Raw genomic sequence first — 26,688 nt, forward strand, 5'->3', positions numbered from 1 at the left:
ATGTATTTCCGGTCGAATCCATGGGCAATTCGATCCCAATTCATGAAAATAACGTATTTCTGATCGAATCCCGGGCCGATTCGGTCTCAATTTGTAAAAATAACGTATTCCAGTTGAATCCTGGCCCGATTCGATCTCAATTCATGGAAGTAACGTATTTCTGATCGAATCCACTGTCCATCGACCACAATATATGAATAAAATGTATTTCCGGTCGAATCCATTGGCAATTCGATCCCAATTCATGAAAATAACGTATTTCCGATTGAATCCATGGGCAATTCGATCTCATTTCATGAAAATAATGTATTTCCGGTCGAATCCCAGCCTGATTCGATCCCAATTCTTGAAAATAACGTATTTCTAATCGAATCCCAGCCCGATTCGATCTCAATTTGTAAAAATAACGTATTCCAGTTCGAATCTACCCCTTGTCGAACCAACCAAGGTATTGATTATATAAGAAAAAAACTGCCCCTTAAGGCAGTTTTTTGTTTGTGAACTTAATTATAGTTTAACAACGTTTTCTGCTTGTGGTCCACGTTGTCCTTCAACGATTTCAAATTCAACTTGTTGACCTTCGTCAAGAGTTTTGTAACCTTCTCCTTGAATAGCGCTGAAATGAACGAATACGTCGTTTCCGCCTTCAACTTCGATGAAGCCGAATCCTTTTTCACTGTTAAACCATTTTACTGTACCTGTTGCCATGCGTTAAAACCTCCAAAAATTTTTTAATATGTTACTCATATTTACGGTGTAAATAAAAATTCACATATTATAAGCAATACCCACAATTAGGAGTAGATATTCATTATAACATGCGAATTTAACTCCATACATATTCATTGATATTAAACATTGCTAGGGTAATACAGGATAAAACGAAATTAATCTTCGATAATTCAAAACAACGAAAGCCCTTCCTCTCCCTCGTCCTTACGGCTCCTAGGCCGTGCCAGTGGGATTTGTCTTAGCAAACAATGGTAAATGTATTTTACCATTGGAGAAAAAGGATTCTATATTTAATAATGTAAACTACTATTTAAGTTCAAACTAATCATACATGAGATATATATAAAAAGCAAGAAAATGGGCAAAATCTTTTTTCGCCTTTTTTCGCCAAAAAGTCCGATGGCTCTAAGCTTTACTCCACCTTTCAGACAAGAACTTTATCTATTTTACCCATTTAAATTAGCTTTAAACATATTTGCTAATATAATTTTTATTTAGATTGCGCCTCTTTCTTAGTCGTTCTTTTTCGTTTTGCTGGTTGTTTGGCAGCTGGCTTCGTTCTATCAATTGAAGCTTGTAGGGCCGCCATTAAATCTGTCATTTGGGCTGCAGGCTCTTTTTCTTTTGCTGTTACAAGATCTTTACCATTGCGCTTTGCTTCTATTAATTGCAATACTTTATTTCTATACTCATCCTCATATTGATCAGGCTGAAATGTAGTAGTTAATTGATCAATTAGCATAATCGCCGTATCAATTTCTTTTTTAGACACTTGATCCTCTACGGGTACATTTGGCACATCTGACGCTTTGCGTACTTCATCTGGGTAATGAATGGTTTCCATTACTAGCGTATCATTATATACTCGAATAACCGCCAATTGCTCTTTTGAACGAATCATAATCTTCGCAATCCCCGCCTTTTCTGATAGGGTTAGGGCTTTGCGAAGAAGTCCGTAAGCTTTAACTCCTCCACCATCTGGCGACATATAATAACTGCGGTTAAAGTAAATCGGATCGATCTCATTCAATTTTATAAAATCAATCATTTCTACTGCTTTTTCTCCACTTGCATTGCTAAGCTCCTGTAGCTCACCCTCTTCCACTATGACATATTTACCTTTTGACACTTCATAGCCCTTTACAATTTCCTTCATATCTAATTCTTGTTCACAAGCGGGGCAAACTTTTTCATATTTGATAGGTGTATGGCATTTTTGATGGAGTGATCGAAATTTTACATCCTTATCTTCTATCGCAGCATGAAGCTTTATAGGTATATTTACAAGGCCGAAGCTAATGCTTCCCTTCCACATTGTATGCATAATTTATTATCCCACCTCTATCATCATTTACTATAGTTTTTACTAATGAAAAAAATACATTCGCATAGAATACTGAATGTAGTTATTAACTCGTGCGAGGTGTGTTCTTATGAAACCGATGCTTCCGACTTTAAGTTTTCAGCCTCCGGAACAAGGGGATTGGCTATACGAAATTAAATATGACGGTTTTCGCGGCATCTTGGAATGGACAAACAATGAGAGCTTTTTATGGAGTCGAAATGGGAAAAATTTAATGCCTCAATTTCCCGAGTTGAAACATTTTTTGGATGAAAAACAGGAAGAAGCCTTACCATTGCTTCCTCTTATTTTAGATGGGGAACTTACAATTTTAGAAAATGAACATAAAGCAAATTTTGGACAGCTCCAAATTAGAGGTAGAATGAAAACGAAGACAAAAATAGAAGAAGCCTACGAGATAAGACCATGCACGTATTTAGTTTTTGACCTCTTGTCTAAAAATGGCCAATCGACTGAACATACAGCATATAAAAAAAGAAAAGAATTGTTGTTAGCTGTGTGCAAGCAACTTGGACTTTCACTAAATCCGGCGGTTGGCGATGAATCAATTATTCAATACATACCTTCGACTTCAGACTTTCAAGCAATTTCTACAACCATGAAAAATTCCATGAGCGAAGGTATTGTCGCAAAAAAGTCCAATAGTAAGTGGATGCCAGGAAAGAGAACAACTTCGTGGATAAAAATTAAAAATTGGAAAACGGTCAGTTGCTTTCTTACAGCTTACGATCAAAATAACGGTTTTTTTTACGTTGGTGTATATAAGGATGATGAAATTTTTTCATTAGGAAATTTTATTAATGGGATGGATTCAGAAACAAAGTCAGCATTGCGGGAGGCTATAGTAAATAATTCATATCATCAAAATGGGGACCTACTTTATATCCATCCAAGTATCTGTATGGATCTATATTATATTGAATGGAATGGCGAGCAACAGCTAAGGGAACCATTTTTTAAAGAAATACGTTTCGATATTCATCCAGAAACTTGTACTTATGAACAATTTTTAATCGCGGAAGCCATTTTCCCAAAAGAAATTGAAATCACTCATCCTGAAAAAATATTATGGCAAAAAGATTCCGTAACCAAATTGGATTTCTTGCGTTATTTGCGAAAATGTTCCTCCATGATGCTGCCTTTTTTAAGAAACCGGCCGTTAACATTAATTCGGGCACCTCATGGAGAATTTGGCGAGACATTTTATCAAAAGAACTGCCCAGAATCGGCTCCAAATTTTGTACAGTCTATTTTACATGAATCAAATGAAATGATTGTTTGCAACGATTTGAAAACATTAATGTGGTTAGGTAATCAACTTGCCGTCGAATATCATATTCCATTCCAAACAATCAATAGTCCGTTTGTGAGTGAAATTGTCTTTGATTTAGATCCTCCTTCTCGTGATGAATTTCATTTGGCGATTAAAGCTTCTTTAATATTAAAAAAAGTTCTTGACTCTTTTTCCTTAATTGCTTTTGTTAAATTATCAGGAAATAAAGGCATGCAAGTATATATACCTCTCCCAAACAATCGTTTCACATGGGACGAGACGCGTGTTTTCACAGAATTTGTTGCACAGTTTATGATTACATATGATCCGGAGTCTTTTACAATTGAAAGATTAAAAAAGAATAGAAACGGCAAACTTTATTTCGATTACATACAGCATGCTGAGGGAAAAACAATTGTTGCCCCGTATTCTGTTAGAAACCATTCAAAAGGACTCGTGGCTGCACCCATTTTTTGGCATGAAATTAATGAGAACTTAAGTCCTAGTGATTTTACGATTTCAAATGTTACAGATAGGATCAATAAATGGGGTGATCCATTTTCCGGATTTTTTTATAGTAAAGAAAAGCAGCCATTTGCGAAAAGCCTACAAATGATTAAGCAAGGAAAACTTTTGTAATCATTGTAAAAAAACGGCAAAACATAAAGAACGTTCATATTCTTTAATATTTGAATCCAAAATGACCATTGGGGTGCTGGAGGAAAAAAGTCTTTGTAGACTTAATGGCATAATTCCTTGGGAAACGGTCATGATTTTCCTTCCGTTTTTTTTAATTACAAAGTGATAGACCTTTTTATGAATTTGATAACGATCTCTACCATTATTTGCCCAAAATTCTCGTTTATCTATTTTTGCTACATCGAAGACTAAGCTTTCGTCATTAGAAAATACTTTTATTCCTTGATTATCTATATGAACATGCCATAATAAATTTTTTTCATGGTCCATAATCCTATATAATCTGCCTGATTGATTCTTTATCTTCCGTTCTTTTCCTCTTACCTCCATAACGGAAAAGCTGCAAAGTCCATTTCCGGAATATAGTTTCCAATTATACGTGGAAACAGGCGTTGGCATTATCATAAAAAGTGTGGTGCTTTGTTGGTTTAATATTCTTGGACTAGGCAATGAATTACTCTTAATGGAAAAATATACATATTTAAGAAAAGAATATACCATTAGAATCAACACAAAAATCCCCGCACCAATCGCAGGGAAAAATTGTGTAATTTTAATGCTTGGTAATATCACCATAATGAACACAATCGTGCACAATATTGTTTGATGACTATATAGTCTTGACATGCCTGTATAATAATCTTTAATATTCATATGGCTCCCCCTGCTCTGCCGTATGAAAACATTATATGAATCGGAGGACAGGGATATGCTAGTTTTAGACTGTCTTTAAAAATTGAATCGTAAACGGGATTTTGTATGCTTGACCATCGAACGCTTTGATTGCACCAATGATTGTAAAAATAGTCATAAGAAGACCTATCACTGGTAAAAGTAGAAATCCGATTAGCACGATGCAAAGTACTCCGGCTCCTATTAAATAAATAGTATATGATATTAAAAAGTTCAAGTATTCCCTCCCGTGGAAATCGACAAGAGATGAATCGTCCTTCTTCAAAAGCCAAATAATCAATGGACCTACAAATGTTGAAAAAAAGCTCGTTATATAGATCGCTGCGGCAAATATTCTTTCATTTTGATCTCCCATTTTTCTCACCACTTTTCTAATTGTTTTCATAAAATATACGCTTCTAAAGAAAAAAAGTTTCATAGTTTTATTGTTATTTTTATTTTGTCGGAATGGTGTCAAAAAAAGTAAAAAAACGTCACTAAATTTATGAATTTTACTATTTTCAAATAGTGATTTTTTTTGTATGATGACAATAGTAATTTAAAATTAAATACAGCTCATAATTGAGGGAAGGCAAATGGTGCGCCACCTATCCGAGTGCGGAAGGTTCTAGTGGGTTCGATTCCCACCCCGAAATTTTTTATGCACTTTTAAAAAATTTCGAGGGTAGGAACGATACTACGGGACTGCCCTAATGGAGGGGTTCAAATGCTCAAAAAGCGAGAATTGAATGGGCATGAATGTTATGTTTTATTTGAACTGATGACGCACCCGGATGTCTTCCCTTTCGTACGCCAAAAAGCCTATTCTTTTGAAGAGTTTATGTTTATGACTAAGCAAACGATTGAAGCTGAAGAACGAGGGGAATTGATTTCGAGAACTATTCTTGATGAATGGGAGAATCCCATCGGGACAATTAGTTTATTCGATATAAGAGATCAAGCAGGATTTCTGGGAACGTGGATTGGAAAACCATACCACGGTAAAGGCTATAATAATTTGGCTAAGGAAGCTTTTTTTCAAGAAATATTTTTTGAAAAAGATATTAATACAATCTTTATGAGAATACGCGAAAAAAATGCCCGTTCAAGAAAAGCTGCTGAAAAGCTGCCTTATACTGTAAAAGCAAATGATTCAAGGCCATCTATTTTTCAACAATTAAATAAAGATGAGTATATTTATGATTTATACGAAATTCCAAAAGATTTATTTATGATGAATTTTATGAGACAGTCTTCAGAGCAGGCAGAATTACAACCACTTGAAGCATAACAGTCGGTTTATTATTACCGGCTGTTTTTTATATGTTATAATTGACTTTATCATTTTTATCCACGAGGTTATATATGAAACAGACATTTACCATTAGAGAAAAACTACAACAACTTTGGATTATTTTTACACCTATATTAATCACCCAGCTAGCGATGTTTTCAATGAGTTTCTTTGATATTATGATGACTGGCAAATATTCTGCCGGCCATTTGGCAGGCGTTGCAGTTGGATCCTCTTTCTGGGTTCCTATCAATACGGGGCTAAGTGGGATTCTGTTGTCGGTTACGCCTATTGTTGCTCATTTAATAGGTGCCAATAAAAAGAACGAGGTCCCTTTTTCTGTGCTGCAAGGTGTTTATGCAGGGATAGCTATGGCCATCCTTATTCTCATTATTGGCTTTTTTGCTTTAGATCCATTGTTAAATGGGATGAACTTGGAGAATGATGTTAGAAAAGTTGCAAAGTATTATTTAATATCGATAAGTTTCGGAATCATTCCTCTGTTTGTTTATAATGTTTTACGATCTTTTATAGACGCATTAGGTAAAACGAGAGTTACGATGATCGTAACGTTACTATCTCTTCCGATCAATGTATCATTAAATTATATATTAATATTCGGCAAATTTGGGCTGCCTGAAATGGGTGGGATTGGAGCAGGAATTGCTTCAGCAATTACATATTGGTTGATTACTTTTATTGCGATATGGATTATCCATAGAAAAAAACCATTTATCGATTATAAAATTTTTCACTCTCTCCCCAAAATATCTTTCAGCAAATGGAAAGAAATCTTTTCTCTCGGCGTGCCAATCGGGTTATCTATTTTTATTGAAACGAGTATCTTTTCCGCAGTCACATTGTTCATGAGTGAGTTCGGAACAAAGATTATAGCCGCACACCAAGCAGCTTTAAATTTTTCATCATTCATTTATATGATTCCACTGAGCATCTCTATGGCATTGACGATCTTAATTGGTTTTGAATCAGGAGCGAAAAGATTCAAAGATGCAAGACTTTATAGCCTGCTTGGAATTGGTGGAGGAATTACAATCGCTTTGGTAACGGGAACACTTCTATTTCTTTTTAGAGGTAATATAGCGTATTTGTATAGCAATGATTACGAAGTAGTCGTTCTAATCTCACAGTTTATGTTATTTGGAGTTTTCTTCCAATTGTCAGATGCCATTCTTGCTCCTATCCAAGGGGCGCTTCGTGGTTATAAAGATGTCAATATGACGTTTATTATGGCGCTAGTTTCTTTTTGGATCATCGGATTGCCTTTAGGTTATGTATTGGCTAAAAATACAGAATTAGGTCCTTTTGGCTACTGGCTTGGTTTGATAACTGGATTGGCGGTCGGCGCTATTACACTTTCATATCGCTTAATTCATGTTCAAAAAATGCAGATTAACATACAAAAAAGCGAACAGGCGTAACCTAACGATAATCAGGTTACGTGTTCGCTTTTTTATTTTGTTTGAAATTACTTACCGATGAATTGCTGTGTCCAGTAGTTGCCATTAGCTACATGTCCAACACCGATATGAGTGTAGCCGCTATTTATAATATTTGCGCGGTGTCCTTCACTATTCATCCAAGCTTTAACTACTTCTTGAGGAGATTGTTGTCCCATCGCAATGTTTTCACCAGCAGAACGATATGTGATGCCAAATTTTTTCATCATATCAAATGGTGAACCGTATGTTGGGCTTGTATGGCTGAAATAATTATTGACAGACATATCTCTTGATTTTTCTCTAGCTACTTTACTTAATTCAATATCTACTTTAAGTGGCGCAAGACCATTTTTTGCTCTTTCTTGATTTGTCAAATCAACAACTTGCTGCTCAAAAGCACTTAATTGTGAGTTTGTTTGTGGTGCAGGCTTTGCTGTTTGTTGTTGAACTGGTTTTTGTTCAGGTTGTTGAACCGGCTTTTCAGCTGGTTTTTGAACCGGTTGCTGAACTGGCTGTTGAACTGGTTGTTTTGTTGGCTGCTGAACTGGCTTTTGTGCAGTTTGAGCCGGAGCCGGTTGTTTCACAGCTTGTTGATTGTTACTTGGCGAAAATTGTTGGAAATTAAAGTATTGATTCACATCTATATTATATTGTTTCATTATTTGATTATATAAATCTTGATAATTTGAAGCATTAACTTGATAGTATACTACTTTTGTTTTTACTGGTTGAAATTCAGCTGCATCCGCTTTTCCTGCGGTAAAAGGTGCGGCTAGAAGTGCGGCTGCTGCTACAGTAGACATGACTAGTTTTTTCATTTATTTTTTTCCTCCCTTAATCTCTCATTTCGTTTGCATGATTATATTAACATATGTTTTTATGTAATATTTAAGGGAGGAATTGCCATAATACTATTTTAAATGATTTAATTAATCATTTTCATTATTTCTTTTCTTACAATCTATGATTTAAGCACCTTATTCTATTAATCCTCTTCATGGCTTACATTAGGAATTTTTCCAATCGTCCGTAAGCTTTGCCATAAATTTCAATAAATAATGTATTGACAGCTTTTTAAAAACGTTCATTTATTACTAATGTTACGATTATGTTTCAAACGTTAAGCTTATAAAATAACTGATTTTGGAGAAAACTATTGATAAAAATACAGTAGGAGGACTATATGAGTACTCGATATTGCTGTCCCAATTGTAAAACAAATCGTTCACGCTTTAATATCATTGATCAAATTGCCCATTCAGTAAAATTAGATCCACAAACAGGAGAAACGATAGAAGAGTATGAAAATGCTGCTGATGCGGGACCTTTTCATACAATATATAATGGTCCCGAAAGAAGAATACAATGTGGATCATGCGGGTTAATAGAAGATGAAAGAACATTTATTAAGTTTGCTGAGAGATGATGAGAAAAGCGGAACGTCTTGCTCATCGACGTACAGGCCCATAGGGTGTGGGTCCGTCGAAAGTTTGCCGATCAGCGATGCCGCTTGAGCTGAACAAAATGTAAAAGGACTCCAATTGCTGGAGTCCTTGCGTTCTTATTTATTAGGTTTAGTTAAAACTTCAACTGCTTTTTTAACTTGTGGATCATTCTTTTGGATATGTTCACTCAGTTTACTCATTAATTTGACCGTTGTATTCCCAGTTAAAATTCCGTTTGTTTTAAGCTTTTCAGCTTTTTGAAATTTTTTAACGGCATTTGCAGTGTCTGTATCATAGAAGCCATCTATTTTCCCTGGTTTATATCCTAATACTTTCAACATCTCTTCCGCAGCTTTTACATCATTTGAAGCGGATGATACTTTTAACTTTTTATCGGGATCAATATACGTCAAATTCGCATAATCAGGCAAGGAAACTTTAACATCCGGTTCAATCCCTTTTTTATGGATCCAGTTGCCGTTTGGTGTTAACCATTTTGCCATTGTATATTTAACGTTGGAACCATCCTGAAAATTATTAACTGTTTGTACGGTTCCCTTTCCGAACGATTTATCACCAATTAAAGGAATATTTGCTGTTTCACTTACAGCACCTGCAAAAATTTCTGATGCACTGGCACTACCTTCGTCTATTAGTACTACAGTAGGGATATTGATTTTCTCCCCGCCCTGTGCGACCGTTTTTTCAATTGTTCCATCTCGATATTCAACTTGAACAATGTTGCTGCCTTCTGGCACAAAGAGATTGGCCATCTCGATAGCCTGATCTAAAAGTCCTCCAGGATTTCTTCTTAAATCAATAATAAGTGATTCCATTCCTTTATCTTTCATTTCATTCATGGCTACTGCTAAATCATCAAAAGTATGTTTGGAAAATGTCGTGATTTGTATTTTTGCCACATTATTTTCCAGCATATCTGCGTAAACAGTATTAATAGGAATATCATCCCTTGTGATTGTTACTTTCATTAAGTCTGTGCTTTCTGCTCGCTGAATACTAAGAGTTACTTTTGTTCCCTTTTCTCCCCGAATAAGAAGAACTGCTTCATTAGCAGTCATCCCTTGAATGTTTTTATCATCGACGGCGATAATCTTATCATTTGGTTTTATACCTGCTTTTTCCGCTGGTGAACCTTTTATTGGAGAAACAACAACGATATTTCCATTTAACTCTTGTATTTCCGCGCCAATACCTTGAAAAGATGCAGAAATACTTTCTTGAAATTTTTCGTTTTCCTCTTTTGTCATATAATCGGAATACGGATCATCCAAGGCATTTACCATACCAGCAATAGCCCCGTCAATTAATTTTTTTTGATCTACGTTTTCATAATACTTCTCATCAAGCATATCGAAAGCATCATATAATTTATTAAATTCTTTCCTTTCTTGGATCGCGACACTTACAGCTTTTTCATCTCCGAACGAAAGTGCCGCCAATGTAATACCGGCAGTTGCGAAAACTAAAAGAAAAATGAGCATAATAAACTTGAATTTTTTTATACGGATATAGCTATTTTCTTCTGAATGACTGTCTAACTTATTTTCTTCTTCCATCAAAATCACCACTTTCATTTCCAGCAGAAGAGCCTAGTAACAACTTCTCTTATGTAAATAACATTGTACTGTAATTTCAATATTTTATCAGCTTTTTTAACATTAATAAAGAGGAAAAGCCAAGCTTTCTCAAAGCCATGGTACATACTTCGAGAAGCTTGGCCTTCTTAATATTTATAATTTCCGGACTTCTTGGAAAAACTCTTCAAGCGTCCAACCATTTTTATACATTATTTGGGCATTTTTTTCTCCAACATAACGAAAATGCCACGGTTCAAACTGATAGCCCGTTATTTTTTCCTTATCTTTCGGATAACGAAGGATAAAGCCAAAACGGTGAGCATTTTCTTTTAGCCATTTCCCTTCATCAGTATCTTCAAATTCTTCGACTAGTAAATACTGTACGCTTTCACTGGATATGTCCATAGCTAGTCCAGTTTGGTGCTCACTTTTCCCTGGAAAAGCAACTGCTTGCAACGCTTCTTCCTCGCCAACTTTTCCAATTTCATTGTTTAAAATGGATTCTTGTCTAGCATAGGATCGATACCCTGATACAGCAAAAAGGTGAATATTTGATTCCTTTGCAGCAGAAAACATTTTTTCAAGTGCTGAACCAGCTTCTTTTCGTAAATAACTTTTTTCTATGTCTTGATTCCCAAATGAAAATGGAACTTTAGGTCGTACTAAATCATCGGGAATATATGAGCCAGGTAAAGCAAATTCTTTATTGACCAATGCTAAAGTGTTAGTTGCATTGACAATCTCTTTAATACCATTTACTTCTTTAATCGCATTGAAGTAGGCTGCTTCAAGTGCAAGTGATGATTCTTCTTCCCCTTTAGCGTTGCTTGCATAATTTTCCTTCGTTTGCTCATTCCGTTCAGCCAATTGTGGATTTTTTTCAGCTTTTTCTAGAGGCTTTTCATTTATAAACGGAATATCCACTGAACAAGCTGAGAGAAGAACAGCTGCAGCTAGTGTAATGATTAATTTTTTCATAATTACCCACATTTCTATTTCTTCAATTATAAATTAAGCTTCTTTAATTGCTGCTTCTAGTGCTACTTCAATCATATCATTAAATGTCGTCTGTCTTTCTTCAGCTGAAGTAACCTCACCTGTTATAATATGGTCACTCACAGTCAATACAGATAGTGCTTTTCGACCATATTTCGAAGCAAGAGTATATAGGGCGGATGTTTCCATTTCAAGTGCAAGTATACCATATTGCGCCCATTTTTCATGTTCTGCATTATCATTGTAGAACATATCAGCTGTGAATACATTGCCCACCTTAACATGCAGACCCTTCTCTACGGCCCCATCATAAGCATTTTTAAGTAATTCAAAAGAGGCAGTTGGAGCATAATCAATGCCGTTAAAGGTTAAGCGATTCATTTGTGAGTCTGTGGATGCCGTCATCGCAAGAATAACATCGCGAACCTTTACATCTTTTTGAATGGCTCCGCAAGTTCCCACTCTAATTAAATTTTGAACATCATAACTTTGCATTAACTCATTAATATAAATAGATATCGAAGGAACTCCCATTCCTGTACCTTGCACTGATATTCTTTTACCCTTATAAGCACCAGTGAAACCAAACATATTACGTACTTCATTATAGCAAACCGCATTTTCAAGAAATGTTTCTGCTATATATTTTGCACGCAATGGATCACCTGGTAATAGAACTGTTTCAGCAATATCGCCTTGTTTAGCTGCAATATGAATACTCAAGAAAATCCCTCCTAAATCTTTTCTATCCTTATTCTAATTCTTTCATTCCTTCCATGCAAATTTTGTAGAAAAAAGAATGGTGAATTGTGAAGAATTAGTAAAAAAGCCAAAATAAAAACGCCAAAATGAATTTGGCGAAAAACGTGCAAACGTTACGGTTACTCATCCCACTCTTCAATAATACATTTTGAAATTAAATAGTCAAAAGTGATATCAGCCAATTCTTCGGATTCAAGTTCCGTAGGAGTAAAGCCTCTTTTAATAAGCTCACGATAGAAAAATTCAGCGATTTCCTCTGTATCAATGAATAATTCAGTTTCACGCATACCCTTCTCTCCCTTTCTGAATTCTCTATCTAAATTTATTTTTTCTCAGCTTCTAAATATAATTCCCAAACATGATCAAAAAGCGCCAATGTTGGTAAATACTCTCCATTCAGCTCTAAGTAGCCACTAATTTCATGGTAATCATCCGAGTATTTCGGGAAGCTGTGGTCTTTATACGCATCGTTCGCAAATTTGCAAATATCATCTTTTAAATGTGGTTGCCTAAATTTCATAAGAAAATGGTAAAAGGATTTATTCATAAATATTAATCCGCCTTTCAGTAACATTCTTCTAACAAATATAGCGGATTGGGCTTTAATCGTAAATGCATTTATTTATTTATTTAGAAGGAATTCTTTTTTATCAATGTATGCACATAGTCAATATTCATTCGTAATAAATTAGCCCCCAAAAGATTCGGGGGCTAATTTTTAATTTGGAAATGCCCAGCAGGCGCCAATAATGATCAATAGGATAAACAATACTACGATTAGCGCAAAGCCATTACCACCTACAAAACCGCCACCATAACCACAGCCACCGTACATTGGATAAGATGGGCAACAGCCGTCGTAACCGTAGCCTCCATAGCCTCCATACATATCATTCACTCCTCAATTCTTTAATATCTTCGTTCCTATACTATGTATGTGAGTAATGGGCGGTTTGTGCGTTCGCCCATATAATGAAAAAAGCACCCAATGACTGGATGCTTAAATCAACTATTATAAAAATAATTTTTCATACTTTTCATAGCCTTCTTTTTTCAGTTCTTCCTTAGGGATGAAGCGGAGTGCAGCGGAATTGATACAATACCTGAGATTCGAAGGTCCGGGGCCATCTGGAAAAACATGTCCTAAATGAGAATCCGCTTCTATACTTCTAACCTCAGTTCGAATCATCCCATGACTTAAATCTTCTTTCTCCAATAATTCATTATCATCGATCGGTTTCGTAAAGCTTGGCCACCCACATCCAGCATCATATTGATCTCTTGAACTAAAAAGGGGTTTCCCGGAGACGATATCTACATAAATTCCATCTGCTTCATTATTCCAAAATTCATTGTCAAATGGAGGTTCCGTTCCATTATTCTGCGTTACATGAAATTGCATCGGTGTAAGTCTATTCCTTAATTTTTCTTTATCCATTTGAATTCCCCCAATGCATTTTAATAAAATGTTTTCTTCCTGACCCCAGTTGATAGGCTTCATAACGTTCAGGGTCTTTACGATAAAAATGTTGATGATATTCTTCCGCGGGATAAAAGATACTTGCTTGCTCAATTGGAACGACAATAGGACGAGAAAATCTGCCGCTGTTTTCTAGCTCCTTTTTTGACTGTTCTGCAAGTTGCTTTTGCTCTTCAGAATGATAAAATATCGCTGTTCGGTAGGACTCACCACGATCGTAAAATTGTCCACCTGTATCCGTCGGGTCAATTTGCATCCAAAAAATATCCAGCAAGCGCTCATACGGAAAAATGTTTGGATTAAATGTAATTTGCACCGCTTCCGTATGTCCCGTATGACCTGAACATACTTCTTCATACGTAGGATTCTCAGTCTTTCCGCCAGTATAGCCTGAAACAACTTTTTCGATTCCCGGTTGTTCATCAAAAGGCTTCACCATACACCAAAAACACCCGCCTGCAAATGTGGCCAATTCACTGCCTGTAGATTTCTCCATATAAAAAATCCTCCTTCCTACTGAATAGACTCGCTTCATTCCGAGTCAGATGGTACAGGGTTTACTTGTACTATTTAACAAAGCATTCGTTTACAAAACAACCTTTTTTTTATAAATTTGTGACGCTTCTTTGATTTACTCAATTAACCGGAACAAACATTTTCATGGCAATTCGATCATCTACCAAGCTAAATTCCTCAACTCTTACTTGAATGCCACTTTTCAATTTCATTTGTTGGAGCGATACATATATTTGTTTATCATTTGGTTGGATAATGACCCAATCCGGTAATTTATAAGAATCTCGGATAAATTTAAGGATATACGTGACAGGAAGCTTGACATCCCCTAGGGACAAAGATTTTTGCTTAAGTATAAGATCACCATTTTCTAATGCTTGGGGTTCAAACGTCATTTTCAAATACATACTTTGGGAAAACACTTGAACTTCCCCATATAGTTCTACTTCATCAGTCAATAAAACGCGGTAATGGATTGGACCATCCAGCCCTTCCTTTTCAATATAATGATTTATAAGTGCATTAAGATCTTGTTTCTCGGTACGAATTAAAAATTCCGACATATTTGCAGTTGACACATTTGTTTTAGGAATAGGCTCTTGATCAACTGCCAGAAAAAGCATTGTTCCCAAGCTTAATAAAACAAGAATATTTATGGATAGTAATGTAATAAATAATAGCTTCCAAATATTTTTTTTCTTCATCTCTCTCTTCCCCTGTATCTCTTTGTTATTTCAACATTTTATATAGTTTCCCCTTTTTACCAAGATAATCATATATTCGATCTGCCATTAATTTATAACCTTGATTATTAGGATGAAAATAATCTGTGTAAAGTAATGTTTCCTCGTGGTTTCGAAAAATATCATCGACAGGAACAAAGGTTGTCTTGTTATAATTTGAGCTCACGGCAAAACTAGAATTATTCCAACTATTTACAATATCGTCCATTTCTTTCAAATCGGAAAACCATCTAATGAAAGGATTATAAATTCCTACAAGAAATATCTCAGTTTCATTGTTATATGAAACAATCGTATCCATTATATCTGTTAATCTTTCACTGTACCCTTTTTCAGCATCTAGAAACATGTTTACATTAAGACCCATTAGATTTTCTTTAAATACTTGCATAACATCATTTCCACCGATAGTAATAATGACGATATCTGCCTCTTTTATAGAAGTTTTAATTTTTTCCTGCTTAAGGCGTATTAATAATTGATCAGTTCGATTACCTTTTACTCCATAGTTATTAAATTCAGCCTCATTTATACTACGATTCACTTCTATTTTATTTTTTAAATAGGGAATATAACCACCATTGCCTTCAATATCCCCTATACCCTCTGTAAGAGAATCACCAATGGAAACAATTTTTACTGACATTGGCATAAAATTAGTCGGAGGCATTTGTTTTTCTTCACGGTTTATTATATGAACACCTTGTTTTGAATAAGGTACAGAACAGCCTGTTAAAAATAATATACACCCCATCATAATCATGATGCATCTTTTTATCAATTATTCTCACCTTCAAATCTGTAAAGTCACATTATTATAACATGCTTAAGATGGCCAAAGACAAAGAAAACGCAAAAAAGTGATCCACGCTAGATCACTTTTCCGTATATTTTTATTATTCAGTATAATACATAAAACCAATAGCACCAGGTCCTGTATGAGTACTGATAACAGGTGTCGTATCGGCAATTTCGATATCGATAAAGCCGGTAAGTTCTTCTACCTTTTCTTTACATAAATAGGCGAGTTCAAGTCCATCGGCATGGGCGATGCATAAGCTTTTTAACGTTTTCCCATTAATATCTTCCACAAATTGCTTAACGACGTATTTTACCGCCTGTGCTTTACTTCTTACTTTTGCAACCGGAGAGTATTCTCCTTCGTCTAAAAGCGCGATAGGCTTGATATTTAACAGAGATCCAATCATTCCCCTGCCTTTCCCAATCCTTCCGCCTTTCACTAAGTTTTCAAGAGTATCTACTACAATATATAATTTTGTTCCTAAACGGACTTTTTCTATAGAAGAAAGGATCTCTTCCAACGTCTTACCTTCTGCCGACATTATTGCGGCTTCCCTTACTTGGAAGGCAAGTGCTTTGGAAATGAATAAAGAATCAATAATAGTAACTTTAGAGTCTGACATTTTGGCAGCGGCTCTGGCGGAGTCTACTGTTCCACTCATTTTACCAGTTAAATGGATTGATAGAATTTCACTTCCATCTTCCCCGAGTTCATCATATAATTTTAGAAATTCACCGACTGCAGGCTGTGAACTTTTTGGCAGTTCCCCCGTTGCCTTCATTTTTTCCATAAATTCTTGCGGTGTAATATCTACTCTGTCTAAATAAGTTTCACCTTGAATTGTAATGGATAAAGGTATTACATGTATGTTTAATTGTTGAATTTCTTCTGTTGATAAATCGCATGTAGAATCCGTTACGATTTTTATTTTATTCAATTCGCCACATCCTTTAAGATATCAACCTCCATTATACAGGTTTCTCATATAGTTGAATAGTGATGTTTATGTATAGTATTGTTTATATTCGTTTGATATTATTATTTAATGGACCTATGATTAAGAGAACTTATTCAAAAAAGGATGGTGAACGATATTGGAGACAACCTATTATACAGATGGGGAAACTTACGATTGGAAAGAAGAATTGGCTAATGCCATTACACATGGTATTGGGTTTTTATTAAGCATACCCGCGCTCGTTATTCTAATCGTATCGGCCGCTAAAAATGGTGGGGCCCTTCAAGTTGTAAGCTTTACAATATTCGGTGTTACAATGCTTCTACTTTATTTGTTTTCAACTATGCTCCATAGCTTTAAACCATCTAAAGTTAAGAATGTATTTGCTATATTGGACCACTCGGCGATTTACCTTTTGATTGCAGGAACATATACACCTCTTGTTCTTGTCGCTTTAAACGGTGCACTTGGATGGACATTATTCGGTATTGTGTGGGGGCTTGCAGTAGCTGGGATTACCTTTAAATGTTTTCTTATCAATAAATTCCGAGTCATTTCCACAATCTTTTATTTAGCGATGGGCTGGCTAGTCATTATAGCCATAAAGCCTCTTTATGCGAACTTAAGCGGTGCTGGTTTCGCACTATTGCTAACAGGCGGCCTTCTTTATTCAGTTGGTGCTATTTTTTACATTTGGCGGAACTTACCATATTCTCATGCCATCTGGCATTTATTCGTCATCGCAGGAAGTGCGTTTATGTATTTTTGTATTTTGTTTTATGTATAGATAGACAAGTAAAAAGCGAATCCAAATGGATTCGCTTTTTACTTTCTTTTATATAGTCTAAATTCATAATCATACGGATTTTTTTCGTTTCTTGGACCTTTTTGACTTGAAATGATACACCATTTATCCCAATCCATTTTTGGAAAATATGTATTGCCCTCGAAAGTGTGGAATATTTTAGTTACATATAAACAATCTACTTCTTCCAAAAAAAGCTGAAATATTTCCGATCCACCTGTGACAAATACATTAGCATTATTCTTTTCTATCCAATGAAGAAGCTCCTCTTTGGAATGAAATACGAGGCACCCGTCTACTTGGTAATTTTTATCACGTGTAAGTATAATATTCGTCCGACCAGGCAGTGGTTTTCCAATCGATTCATACGTTTTTCTACCCATTATGATAGCGTGGCCCATCGTTGTTTCTTTAAAATATTTTAAATCAGCAGGTAGGCGCCATGGCAAATCATTGTCTTTTCCAATTAATCCATTTTCGTCCTCAGCCCATAAAAAAGAAATCATACACTCACTACTCCTTTTATAGCTGGGTGCGGATCATAACCTTCAAGTGTAAAATCTTCAAACTTAAAATCAAATAAATCTGTAACATTCGGATTAATTTTCAACGTTGGCAATGGACGAGGATCCCTGTTCAGTTGAAGTTCAATTTGTTCAATATGATTTGAATAAATATGAGCATCACCAAGAGTATGGACAAACTCACCTGGTTCAAGATTTGTAACTTGCGCCATCATCATAGTTAACAACGCATATGAAGCAATATTAAAAGGCACGCCCAAAAAGATATCCGCTGAACGTTGATACAGTTGGCACGAGAGTTTCCCATTTGCCACGTAAAATTGGAAAAGACAATGACATGGCGGAAGAGCCATTTTATCAATCTCACCCACATTCCAAGCATTGACAATCATTCTGCGTGAATCTGGAGTATGCTTAATTTGATTAAGGACATCTTTGATTTGATCAATTGTTTTTCCATCAGTAGTTGCCCATGATCTCCATTGTTTCCCATACACGGGACCAAGATTGCCGCTCTCATCAGCCCACTCATTCCAAATCCGTACACCGTTATCTTGCAAATATTTAATATTCGTATCTCCTGCTAAAAACCATAAAAGTTCATGAATGATCGATTTAGTATGCAGCTTTTTTGTTGTGAGCAAGGGAAAGCCTTTCTGCAAATCAAATCTCATTTGATAACCGAATGTACTAATAGTTCCCGTCCCTGTTCGATCTTCTTTTTTTGTTCCGTTTTCCAAAACATTTTTACATAAGTTTAAGTATTGTTCCATATAAACACATCCTTAATTTCATTGTAAGTTTGTAATAAATTCAAACGTTTCAGGGGCTAGTTTCTTAATTTTATTTTTGGTATCATCTGAATAAAAATAAAGGGCGAAGCTTTCAGCAAAGTATTCCTCATCATAATTGAGGAAGTAAGAATTATTTGGGAATAATTGATTAGCCTCTTTCAACCAAATACGTTTAAATGCTTCTATTTTATCATTATAGGCTAAATGATAAAGTGTATGTGCAAGTTCATGGTATTCAAGAAGTACCGAACCATGTCCCATCCCTTTATGGCTACTGCCTATTTTAACAAGAACAAGGCTTGATCCACCAATTCCAGGAACTTCATCCCACGTAATAGTGGTCGGATAACCGCGTGGAATTTTTCCTTTTAAATGTGCCGCACTTGCATTATCTGTTAATTTTCCATCAAAAAGAATAACCTTAACCTTTTTCTTTTTGGCTTGGGCTAAAATGGAAGAAGGCAGATGATCGAGTCTTTTAATCATTTCAGCAGCATCTTTTTGATTATATGAATCTTCCGGCAACACAATAATATCCTTCAAAAAATCACTAGATTGTAAAGCCAAGCTTTCATATAAATCGCTTTCGCTTAAAGGAATGCCTTCGTATGTTGCATTAGAAGTGGTAGAAAGTAAAAAAATAATGATAAATAAAATAGGTGGAACAATCAACCATTTGCGCAATAGAAGCCCCTACTCCCTAGAAGTCTATAAATATATAGATAATTATATCATTTATTCATAGATTAGGCGCATGGCTTTCATTATTCCAATAATTGCATTTAATCATAACAAAAGCAAGAACGCGGAAGCGAACTTGCTTTTATACCGTTTGCCAATTAGGTGGCGTATTTTTATTCCATTGGATTGTACCGATTGCATAGTGTGTCTGAAATTGATCATGATAAGTATGATAATGAAAATTAAACCTGTATCCTTCTAAAGGCGGTTTATCCCTTCTTACATGAAACCGAATTACATCTTGTTTTGTTTCAGCATGGAATATGTTGAAAATCTTCTCACTGACTCCTCCACCTGGTGTTTCTGTTATCGCTAGATTTACAAGCTCATCATCGGGAAATTGAGCAGCTGTCATTTCAATTGCCGCCTCTATATTAGGTAAAATGATTTCTTGAAACTCATCTTTAATCACGTTTGAAATTTTGGGACCAAATTTAATCAATGCTTGACGTTCAGCTTCATCTGTCATCATTTCAATAAATTGTTCCTTTTGAGGCTTTTCTGTAACCTGTAATTCACTTTCGATGATAGGCTTGTGGGCAGTTTCATTTGATGAATTCCCTCGATGCTGGGCTTTTGGAGCCTCATCATTTTCAGACCATAATGCATGCGAAGGAGTAACAGTTCCGAATGTTAAGATCGAAACTAATACGATCAATGATTTTCTTAAAGCTGATTTCATCGTAGCTACTCCTTTCCTTAAAAAATAAATATGTATTAATAATATACTATTTTAAACGGAACATCGATAGAAAAGTTTCATTTTTGATAAAAAAATGGCAAATACATGAATATGAGCTATAATAAAATTACTGCCATTGACAAGGAGGTTATTCCACATGACTATTCTTATTAATATAGGAGTTTTCGTAATGATAGGTTATTTCGTCTATTGTGCAATAGCAGACTAAAAGCTGCGGTGAACTTTACCCGCAGCTTTAGCTTTTTATTTAAAGTATTGAATGAATGCTTTATTTAAGTTTTCGACTATCGTGTCAATGTCATTATCTTCTATATCATCTCTTGGAATAAAATGAACGATTTCATTTTCTTTAAATAACGCCATTGAAGGTGAAGATGGTTCAAATCCTTTTATATAGCTTCTCATTTTTTCAGTTGCCTCTTTATCCTGCCCGGCAAAAACCGTAACAAGGTTAACGGGTTTAATTTCACTAGTAGCTACAGCTTGAATAGCGGCAGGTCTTGCAAGTCCTGCGGCACACCCACATACCGAATTGACGACAACAAGCGTTGTTCCATTCACATTTTCCATAAAATCAACTACCGCTTCTTCTGAGGTTAATTCTTGAAAATGTGCGTTCGTCAACTCTTCCCTCATTGGTTTTACAATTTGCTTCATGTATTCTTCATACGCCATAGACATCTTCATCTCTCCTTTTTGTTCCTGGCTTCAGTCATTTGTTTCCAAACAGATCCTTTCGCTTCCACGCCGCCTTCAATACGCTCTATCGCCATCTTAATTTGTAATTGAACTTCAAATTCAGGATCGTTTTCAGCTTCCTTTAATGCAGGTAAAACTTTTTCATCTCCTACTTCGTATAAAAACATAGCCGCTCTCCAGCGTACAATTCTACTTTTATCTTTTAACGCTTCACTCATTTCATCCATTGCTTCCGGGAAACCAAGGTCTGATAAACAATCACCCGCAGTCCTTCTGACCGTAACTGTTTTATCTTTTAATCCTTTATATAGGTATGGTAAAACCCGTTTATCCTCAATCATTCCCAAATAAACAACTGCCAACCTGCGGATGGACATCTTTTCATCTGACATAGCTTTTTCTAAAACTGGGAAATCATCTATCGTAGGATCCTGCATTTGTTCCAACAATTGGTAACGCTTTTTCCAATCAGGATCTTCCAACATATGTGGTGTTAGTTTTATTAACTTTCTTATATGTTTTACTTCCTCTGCTGGATTAATGGCTCGCTTCACGAGCGACTGCAATCTTTCTTCGGGATACGCTGCACCTAATTCCTCCAATACTTCTTTTCCAATCTGATCAAAATCACCGTAGCGTGCTCCTAAGTCTTTCCATTTGCGAAGTAAGATGAAATTATCATCTGGTAGCTGCGCCTTCCCCATCGCCTCTTGAAATCGAGCAGGAAGACCGTATCTTTTTTCTTCATTCCCATCTGAAAGTTTAACTTGGAGAGGAATATCTTTAAATGTTTGAATTTGTACATTTACTTCACCAAAATGCTCATCTGGCTGTTGATTTCCTAAATTCGCAGAGGAACTTTCTTCTCCAAAAGCTTCCCTAACTGACGGCAAGATTTCCTCCCAGCTATACTTCCCATTTCTTTCAACAGCTAAAAAATCAGCAACATGATAGACTCCATTTACGCCTTCAATATGGAGAATTTTATTAATGATTGGAGGCGCTCCTTCAGTTTGGTCCTTTTTATAGTTATTGCTTTTCCCCGAAGCCAATGCTTCGTCTAAAATTATTTTCATTGTATTAGGACTTGGAGTAGGTTCAATCGTTATTATTTTCAATTTTTACTGTTCCCCCTCTAAGTAATCTATGTTTTTCTTATTGTAGCATAATAAAGATTTTTTCCTTCTATACAAGCTCAGATAAATAGGACCACCTTGAAATATAATTCTCTAACTGATTGTTTAATTGTTCGATTTCATTCATTATTTGTTGCGCTTTCTCAAAATCACTGCCAATATTCTCGAGATCTTTTGTTAATTGTGTAAGCTTCGTTTCTGCTGCTAAAATATCATCCTCGATCGTTTCCCACTCTTTTTTCTCAAGAAATGTCATTCGCTTCTTCTTTGGCTGTTCATGCGTTGGTTTTTCTGTTTGTAATGATTTTTGTTCTAATTCTTTATTTCTTTTTTCTTCCTCTACTGCTGTTTCCAAATATTCACTATACGTTCCGAAATATTGATCAATTTGTCCATTTCCTTGAAAAACAAGTAATTGGTTTGCGGTTTTGTCAAGAAAATATCGGTCATGTGAGACAGAAATGACGACTCCCGGAAATTCATCTATATATTGTTCAAAAATTGTTAGTGTAGCTGTATCTAAATCATTCGTCGGCTCATCAAGCAATAAAACATTCGGTTTGCTCATTAATAATCGCAATAAATATAATCTTCGCTTTTCTCCACCAGATAGCTTTTTAATAATCGTTCCATGAGTGTTCATTGGAAATAAAAAACGTTCTAACATTTGCGCAGCTGAAATTGATTCACCTTTATTTGTTTCGATAACTTCTCCTGCCTCACGGATATAGGCAATCATTCGTTTATTTTCATCCATTTCCGTGATTTCTTGAGTGTAATAAGCAATGTTTACGGTTTGCCCCGTCACTAATTCGCCCTCATCCAATTTAAGTCTGCCTGCTAAAATATTTAAAAATGTTGATTTGCCACTGCCGTTTCTACCGACAATGCCAAATCGATCTCCGGGTTTTATCAGTAAGTTATAATCTTTAAGAATATGTTGATTCTTAAATGATTTTGATGCACTTACAAACTCAAATACTTGCTTGCCTAATCGACTGCCTTGAAGTGAAATATCAACATCTGCTTTATTAGGAACTTTTCCTAGCTCCCCTTCAAGCTTGTCGAATCTCTGAATTCTTGCCTTTTGCTTTGTCGATCTCGCCTTTGCACCACGTTTAATCCAAGCAAGTTCATTCCGGTATAAATTTCTCCTTTTATCTTCAGCTTGCAATTCCTGCACTTCCCTAAAGGCTTTCGCTTCAATAAAAGATTCGTAATTTCCGTCATAAGAGAATAAACGGCCGTAATCCAATTCCAAAATACGAGTAGTCGTTTGGTCAAGGAAATATCGATCATGTGAAACAATCATGACCGCTTTAGGGTATTTATTTAAAAATCCTTCCAGCCATTTTATCGTTTCGTAATCAAGATGGTTCGTCGGTTCGTCCAATAAAAGCAAGTCCGGTGTCTCTATTAAAGCTTGAGCTAATGCCACTCGCTTTTTTTGGCCCCCTGACAATAAACCAATCTTTTTATTTACGTCATGAATACCTAACTTGGATAAAATAACCTTTGCATTTGTGCTCGCTTCCCAGCCATTTTTTGCATCCATTTCTTTTTGCAGTTCGAATAATTTATTTTGATATGTCGTATTTTCTGGATCTTGTTCTAAATGGATTGTGGCCATTTCATATGATTTCACCAATTGAATGATAGGAACATCACTATTGAACACTTGGTCAAGAATGGTTAAAGATTCTTCGAGTTCAGGAGCTTGCGCTAAATAATAAATCGAATAATCTTTAGGATGGCTAAATGCCCCTGAATCCAGCTCTTCCATTTTAGCAACTAGCTTAAGTAGGCTTGATTTCCCTGTACCATTAACCCCAATGATGCCTATTTTGTCTCCTTCATTTACATGAAAGGTAATATCCTCAAATAAACGTTTATCTCCGTAGATCTTTGTAATATTTTCTGCTGAAAAAATTTTCAAGTCAAACCATTCCAATCAATTTGTATTATTAGAAGAGCGCAAGCGCATCGACCATTGACGTACAGGCCCACATGATGCGGATCCGTCGACGAAGACATAAGGACGTGGCGGTTTTAGTCGACGTTCCTTAATTGTCCCAAGATTTGCGATAAAGAGAACACAACGAGGGACGAGTCGATGGTGACTACGCAAGGAAAGGACAAGAAGTTTTTATAGCTGGAGCTGACAAAAAAGCTGGCTGGATAAAAACCCTCCTACCAGCTTTAATCCTTTTCTTAGAACAGTCCGATAGCCATGCCGTTTTCATCCACATCCATCCGGTAAGCCGCAGGTTGTTTTGGTAGACCGGGCATAGTCATCATTTCTCCGGTTAGAGCAACGATAAAGCCGGCACCTAATTTTGGTTTTAATTCACGGACATGTATTGTGAAATCACTTGGCCTTCCGAGCTTTTGCGGATCATCCGAAAGTGAATATTGCGTTTTTGCCATGCATATCGGCAAGTTCCCCCACCCAAGCTCTTCAAACTCCTGTAATTGCTTCAAAGCTTTTACAGAAAACTCCACGTCTTTCCCACCATATACTTTACGTACAATAATATTTATTTTTTCTTCAAGTGAAGCATGTAGATCGTATAAATACGAGAATGTCTTTTGTTTGTTTTCTATTTCGAAGAGAACTTTTTCGGCTAAATCAACTGCACCAGCTCCCCCTTTTTCCCAAACTTCTGTTAAAGACACGGGAATATTATTTTGCTCGCACCACTTTTCTAGAACGGATATTTCCGCTTCTGTATCAGATGAAAAACGATTGATGGCAACAACATAAGGAAGTCCAAATTGCGATACTGTATCAATATGTTTCATTAAATTTTCCAAACCTTTTTCGAGTGCAAAAATGTTTTCATGTGTTAGTTCCTGTTTAACTAATCCTCCATGCATTTTTAACGCTCTAATGGTCGCTACAATGACAACTGCTTCAGGTTGAAATCCCGCACTTCTCGATTTGATGTGAAGAAACTTTTCCGCTCCAAGATCCGCACCGAATCCTGCTTCAGTTACGACATAATCAGCCAATTTTGCAGCTGTTCTCGTTGCCATTACACTGTTGCAGCCGTGCGCAATATTTGCGAATGGTCCGCCATGAACGATTGCCGGTGTATGTTCAATTGTCTGAACGAGATTAGGTTTTAGTGCATCCTTTAAAAGCAATGTAATGGCCCCCTCTACACCTAAATCTTTTACCGTTACTGGTCGTTTATCATATGTATAAGCGATGACAATCCGCGATATTCGATGCTTTAGATCAGACAAATCGGTAGAGAGGCACAGTACTGCCATAATTTCTGATGCAACTGTAATTTCAAATCCATCTTGTCTTGGAATACCTTGCACCGGGCCGCCTAAGCCAACAATGACCTCACGCAGGGCACGATCATTCAAATCAACTGCACGTTTCCACATGATCCTTCTTTGATCAATATTTAAATGATTCCCTTGATGTATATGATTATCGATGAGTGCGGAAAGGGCATTATTTGCGGTTGTAACCGCGTGAAGATCACCTGTAAAGTGTAGATTAATATCTTCCATAGGAAGAACTTGCGCATATCCTCCGCCTGTCGCGCCGCCTTTCATTCCCATTGTCGGACCTAGTGACGGTTCACGAAGAGCGATTATTGTTTTCTTGTCAAGTCTCGATAAGGCATCACCAAGTCCAACGGTTACAGTTGATTTTCCTTCTCCGGCAGCTGTAGGATTTATAGAAGTGATAAGAATAATTTTCCCATCTTTATTGTTTTGCAAGTCTCGAATCTTTTCATATGTAATTTTTGCTTTGTATTTACCGTAATTATCAATGTCATTAATAGAAAGCCCAATACGATCGGCAACACTTTGAATTGGCAGTAATTCAGACTCCTGTGCAATTTCAATATCCGATTTAAATCCGCTCATCATTAACAACTCCCCAAAGCTTAATTACCTTTAATTGTAACACGGCAAATAAGAAATGCCACTTGCTGAAATGAAAAAAGAACCTCAAATTGGTTCTTTATCGACAGCCTCTTCATTTTTCATTTGCAAAAACCTTAATTCAGTTAAACGATCTTCATTTTCCTCAAAATATTGAACGAGATCGCCGATTCTATCGATTGAATTCCAGCTTAAATGATGTTCAATCCCTTCTACATCTTCATAAATATTTTCTTCTTTTACACCAATTAACCTTAAAAAGTTTTCTAGTAAATCGTGCCGTTCCACTAATCTTTTTCCGATTTTCTCCCCTTTTTTCGTTAATATCAGTCCTCGATATTTCTCATAAACGAGATAACTATCCCGATCTAATTTTTGAACCATTTTTGTAACAGATGAAGGATGCACAGCTAAAGCTTCAGCTATATCAGAAACTCTTGCATACCCTTTATTCTCAATTAATAAATATATTTGCTCTATGTAATCTTCCATACTTGGAGTTGGCATTCATATCCCCCTTAGTACATCATTAGCACTTAAAAGTTTACTATAATACAACTTTTTAAACAAGTATCGGAATATTG

At 35.9% G+C, this 26,688-nt stretch carries 30 protein-coding genes; 5 read left to right on the forward strand and 25 right to left on the reverse strand.

What is annotated here, in order from left to right:
- Positions 1 to 507 precede the first annotated feature (507 nt).
- Together NQ185_RS00635 and ku are read right to left on the reverse strand one after the other, a co-directional pair.
- Positions 508 to 708, reverse strand: coding sequence for a cold-shock protein (locus tag NQ185_RS00635; RefSeq protein ID WP_144919921.1), 201 nt, complete (start codon positions 706 to 708; stop codon positions 508 to 510).
- Positions 709 to 1,222: 514 nt separating this feature from the next.
- Positions 1,223 to 2,056, reverse strand: a complete 834-nt coding sequence (gene ku, locus NQ185_RS00640) for a non-homologous end joining protein Ku (protein ID WP_257579587.1) — start codon at positions 2,054 to 2,056, stop codon at positions 1,223 to 1,225.
- A gap of 109 nt (positions 2,057 to 2,165) precedes the next feature.
- Between ku and NQ185_RS00645 the strand changes: the two genes are divergently transcribed.
- Positions 2,166 to 4,007: a DNA ligase D gene (locus NQ185_RS00645; RefSeq protein ID WP_257579588.1), complete on the forward strand. Its 1,842-nt coding sequence runs from the start codon at positions 2,166 to 2,168 to the stop codon at positions 4,005 to 4,007.
- On the opposite strand, the gene NQ185_RS00650 is transcribed toward NQ185_RS00645, so the two are convergent.
- Positions 4,008 to 4,721: a hypothetical protein gene (locus tag NQ185_RS00650; protein WP_257579589.1), complete on the reverse strand. Its 714-nt coding sequence runs from the start codon at positions 4,719 to 4,721 to the stop codon at positions 4,008 to 4,010. It lies immediately after the preceding gene.
- Positions 4,722 to 4,785: 64 nt separating this feature from the next.
- On the reverse strand, positions 4,786 to 5,145 hold the full coding sequence (locus NQ185_RS00655) for a DUF4870 domain-containing protein (RefSeq protein ID WP_257579590.1): 360 nt from the start codon (positions 5,143 to 5,145) through the stop codon (positions 4,786 to 4,788).
- Between the two features lie 321 nt (positions 5,146 to 5,466).
- Here NQ185_RS00655 and NQ185_RS00660 point away from each other — a divergent pair, with 321 nt between their 5' ends.
- Positions 5,467 to 6,030: a GNAT family N-acetyltransferase gene (locus NQ185_RS00660; RefSeq protein WP_257579591.1), complete on the forward strand. Its 564-nt coding sequence runs from the start codon at positions 5,467 to 5,469 to the stop codon at positions 6,028 to 6,030.
- 74 nt (positions 6,031 to 6,104) lie between these two features.
- A complete protein-coding gene (locus tag NQ185_RS00665) occupies positions 6,105 to 7,472 on the forward strand; it encodes an MATE family efflux transporter (RefSeq protein WP_257579592.1) in 1,368 nt (455 codons plus the stop codon).
- A gap of 47 nt (positions 7,473 to 7,519) precedes the next feature.
- Here NQ185_RS00665 and NQ185_RS00670 read toward each other — a convergent pair whose 3' ends face one another.
- Positions 7,520 to 8,311 carry a CAP domain-containing protein gene (locus NQ185_RS00670; RefSeq protein WP_257579593.1) on the reverse strand — a complete coding sequence of 264 codons (792 nt, stop codon included), beginning with the start codon at positions 8,309 to 8,311 and terminating at the stop codon, positions 7,520 to 7,522.
- 365 nt (positions 8,312 to 8,676) lie between these two features.
- Here NQ185_RS00670 and NQ185_RS00675 point away from each other — a divergent pair, with 365 nt between their 5' ends.
- On the forward strand, positions 8,677 to 8,919 hold the full coding sequence (locus tag NQ185_RS00675) for a DNA alkylation repair protein (protein ID WP_257579594.1): 243 nt from the start codon (positions 8,677 to 8,679) through the stop codon (positions 8,917 to 8,919).
- Positions 8,920 to 9,054: 135 nt separating this feature from the next.
- Here NQ185_RS00675 and NQ185_RS00680 read toward each other — a convergent pair whose 3' ends face one another.
- From NQ185_RS00680 to fakB, 11 genes are all read right to left on the reverse strand, one after another.
- On the reverse strand, positions 9,055 to 10,515 hold the full coding sequence (locus tag NQ185_RS00680) for a lmo1851 family serine protease (RefSeq protein WP_257579595.1): 1,461 nt from the start codon (positions 10,513 to 10,515) through the stop codon (positions 9,055 to 9,057).
- Positions 10,516 to 10,689: 174 nt separating this feature from the next.
- Entirely contained in the window at positions 10,690 to 11,514 is an 825-nt protein-coding gene (locus NQ185_RS00685) for a M15 family metallopeptidase (RefSeq protein WP_257579596.1), read from the reverse strand.
- Between the two features lie 33 nt (positions 11,515 to 11,547).
- Complete coding sequence (gene deoD, locus NQ185_RS00690; protein WP_257579597.1) at positions 11,548 to 12,255, reverse strand: purine-nucleoside phosphorylase; 708 nt, start codon at positions 12,253 to 12,255, stop codon at positions 11,548 to 11,550.
- A gap of 158 nt (positions 12,256 to 12,413) precedes the next feature.
- Positions 12,414 to 12,581 (reverse strand): YozD family protein, encoded by a 168-nt coding sequence (locus tag NQ185_RS00695; RefSeq protein ID WP_257579598.1) that lies wholly within the window; start codon positions 12,579 to 12,581, stop codon positions 12,414 to 12,416.
- A 35-nt stretch (positions 12,582 to 12,616) separates the two neighbouring features.
- Entirely contained in the window at positions 12,617 to 12,841 is a 225-nt protein-coding gene (locus NQ185_RS00700; protein ID WP_257579599.1) for a YozE family protein, read from the reverse strand.
- 171 nt (positions 12,842 to 13,012) lie between these two features.
- Positions 13,013 to 13,183 (reverse strand): YjcZ family sporulation protein, encoded by a 171-nt coding sequence (locus NQ185_RS00705; protein ID WP_306999719.1) that lies wholly within the window; start codon positions 13,181 to 13,183, stop codon positions 13,013 to 13,015.
- Positions 13,184 to 13,306: 123 nt separating this feature from the next.
- Positions 13,307 to 13,732: a peptide-methionine (R)-S-oxide reductase MsrB gene (gene msrB, locus NQ185_RS00710; protein WP_257579600.1), complete on the reverse strand. Its 426-nt coding sequence runs from the start codon at positions 13,730 to 13,732 to the stop codon at positions 13,307 to 13,309.
- A complete protein-coding gene (gene msrA / locus NQ185_RS00715) occupies positions 13,725 to 14,270 on the reverse strand; it encodes a peptide-methionine (S)-S-oxide reductase MsrA (RefSeq protein ID WP_257579601.1) in 546 nt (181 codons plus the stop codon). Before msrA ends, msrB begins: the two co-directional genes overlap by 8 nt.
- A gap of 139 nt (positions 14,271 to 14,409) precedes the next feature.
- Positions 14,410 to 14,994: a YpmS family protein gene (locus tag NQ185_RS00720; RefSeq protein ID WP_257579602.1), complete on the reverse strand. Its 585-nt coding sequence runs from the start codon at positions 14,992 to 14,994 to the stop codon at positions 14,410 to 14,412.
- Between the two features lie 25 nt (positions 14,995 to 15,019).
- Entirely contained in the window at positions 15,020 to 15,814 is a 795-nt protein-coding gene (locus tag NQ185_RS00725) for an SGNH/GDSL hydrolase family protein (protein ID WP_257579603.1), read from the reverse strand.
- 115 nt (positions 15,815 to 15,929) lie between these two features.
- Complete coding sequence (fakB, locus tag NQ185_RS00730; RefSeq protein WP_257579604.1) at positions 15,930 to 16,772, reverse strand: DegV family protein; 843 nt, start codon at positions 16,770 to 16,772, stop codon at positions 15,930 to 15,932.
- A gap of 157 nt (positions 16,773 to 16,929) precedes the next feature.
- On the opposite strand from fakB, the gene trhA reads away from it, so the two are divergent.
- Positions 16,930 to 17,580, forward strand: a complete 651-nt coding sequence (gene trhA, locus NQ185_RS00735; RefSeq protein WP_257579605.1) for a PAQR family membrane homeostasis protein TrhA — start codon at positions 16,930 to 16,932, stop codon at positions 17,578 to 17,580.
- Between the two features lie 38 nt (positions 17,581 to 17,618).
- Here the strand turns inward: trhA and NQ185_RS00740 are convergent, their stop codons facing one another.
- From NQ185_RS00740 to mntR, 9 genes are all read right to left on the reverse strand, one after another.
- Positions 17,619 to 18,104, reverse strand: a complete 486-nt coding sequence (locus NQ185_RS00740) for a dihydrofolate reductase (protein WP_257579606.1) — start codon at positions 18,102 to 18,104, stop codon at positions 17,619 to 17,621.
- Complete coding sequence (locus NQ185_RS00745; protein WP_257579607.1) at positions 18,101 to 18,895, reverse strand: thymidylate synthase; 795 nt, start codon at positions 18,893 to 18,895, stop codon at positions 18,101 to 18,103. Before NQ185_RS00745 ends, NQ185_RS00740 begins: the two co-directional genes overlap by 4 nt.
- A gap of 18 nt (positions 18,896 to 18,913) precedes the next feature.
- A complete protein-coding gene (locus tag NQ185_RS00750; protein WP_257579608.1) occupies positions 18,914 to 19,600 on the reverse strand; it encodes an anthrax toxin lethal factor-related metalloendopeptidase in 687 nt (228 codons plus the stop codon).
- 139 nt (positions 19,601 to 19,739) lie between these two features.
- Entirely contained in the window at positions 19,740 to 20,339 is a 600-nt protein-coding gene (locus tag NQ185_RS00755; protein WP_257579609.1) for a YpjP family protein, read from the reverse strand.
- A gap of 264 nt (positions 20,340 to 20,603) precedes the next feature.
- Positions 20,604 to 21,041, reverse strand: coding sequence for a BrxA/BrxB family bacilliredoxin (locus NQ185_RS00760; protein WP_257579610.1), 438 nt, complete (start codon positions 21,039 to 21,041; stop codon positions 20,604 to 20,606).
- A gap of 2 nt (positions 21,042 to 21,043) precedes the next feature.
- Entirely contained in the window at positions 21,044 to 22,177 is a 1,134-nt protein-coding gene (locus NQ185_RS00765; RefSeq protein WP_257579611.1) for a conserved virulence factor C family protein, read from the reverse strand.
- A gap of 67 nt (positions 22,178 to 22,244) precedes the next feature.
- Entirely contained in the window at positions 22,245 to 24,131 is a 1,887-nt protein-coding gene (locus NQ185_RS00770; protein WP_257579612.1) for an ABC-F family ATP-binding cassette domain-containing protein, read from the reverse strand.
- 275 nt (positions 24,132 to 24,406) lie between these two features.
- Positions 24,407 to 26,086 carry a formate--tetrahydrofolate ligase gene (locus tag NQ185_RS00775; protein ID WP_257579613.1) on the reverse strand — a complete coding sequence of 560 codons (1,680 nt, stop codon included), beginning with the start codon at positions 26,084 to 26,086 and terminating at the stop codon, positions 24,407 to 24,409.
- A gap of 84 nt (positions 26,087 to 26,170) precedes the next feature.
- The gene (gene mntR, locus NQ185_RS00780) at positions 26,171 to 26,611 is read right to left on the reverse strand and encodes a transcriptional regulator MntR (protein ID WP_257579614.1); all 441 of its coding nucleotides are present in this window, start codon (positions 26,609 to 26,611) and stop codon (positions 26,171 to 26,173) included.
- Between the last annotated feature and the right edge of the window lie 77 nt (positions 26,612 to 26,688).

The sequence above is a fragment of the Lederbergia panacisoli genome (genome assembly GCF_024626525.1).
In the GTDB taxonomy this organism is placed as follows: domain Bacteria; phylum Bacillota; class Bacilli; order Bacillales; family Bacillaceae_C; genus Lederbergia; species Lederbergia panacisoli.